The sequence below is a fragment of the Gulosibacter sediminis genome, from assembly GCF_014904065.1.
In the GTDB taxonomy this organism is placed as follows: domain Bacteria; phylum Actinomycetota; class Actinomycetes; order Actinomycetales; family Microbacteriaceae; genus Gulosibacter; species Gulosibacter sediminis.
This window is the reverse complement of record NZ_JACXJG010000001.1, coordinates 139506-140490: the sequence shown is the minus strand read 5'-3', so window position 1 is coordinate 140490 and position 985 is coordinate 139506.

Below are 985 nucleotides of genomic sequence, written 5' to 3'. Positions count from 1 at the left end.
GTGGCAAACGCAACACCCATGAAACGACGGCGGCGGGCGCCACGCGGCGGAAGCCGCTGCAGCCACTGCCATGAAAGGAACCCATCAGCGGATACGCGGAGGGACCAGGAGAACGGGAACAAGAAGGGCGCACGCAAACAGAAACGCGGAAGAGCCCACGCAAGCGGAAACGAGGAGAGCCCGGCGCGTGTGCACCGGGCTCTCCTCGTTGGGCTACGCCTGCGGCTAGACCTCCATGCGGTCGCGGCGTGCGACGAGCAGGAGCCCGAGACCGGCGGCGACACCGAGGGCAACGATCGCGATGATCGGAGTGACATTCGCCGGGCCGGTCACGGCCAGGCCGCTCGCGTCCGCTTGCGTCTCGTCAGCCGACTGGTCCGACCGCGGGATCACCGACAGCGGCGCCGTGGTCGAGTTGTCGTCAGTNGAGGCGGATGCGCTCGGGCTCAGCGTCGCGCTCGGGGTCGCGGCGGTGCCAGCGTCGGTCGCCGTGCCACCGGCGGTGCCGGCGTCGGTCGCCTCGCCGCCCGCGGCGGCGTCACCCGTCGTGACCGTCAGGTCGTGCCAGCCGATGACGTTGCCGTCGGCGTCGTAGATCGCGAGGTCGTGCTCGCCCTCGACGATCGTGTCGGGCAGCTGCACCGTGACCGTGCCGTCCCCATTGACCGTGAGGTCGCCGAGGTCCTGCGGCTCCGAGAACACGACCACCTTGACGGACTCGCCCTTGTGCTCCTTGCCCACGTTCACGGTGATCTGGTCGCCCGGGGCGAAGGATGCGCCGGGGAGCTCGATCGCGCCCTTGGTGTCCGCCGTCAGGTCGTCCTTCGACGGCGCGAAGGTCGAGGTCTCGCCTTCCGTCGCGGTCGGCGCCGGCGTCTCAGTGGGCTTCGGCGTCGCGGATGCGCTCGGGCTCGTCGTCGCGGTCGGCTCCTCCGACTTCACCGGCGGGATGACGGTGAGCGGCGGCTGGGTCGGCTTCGGGGTT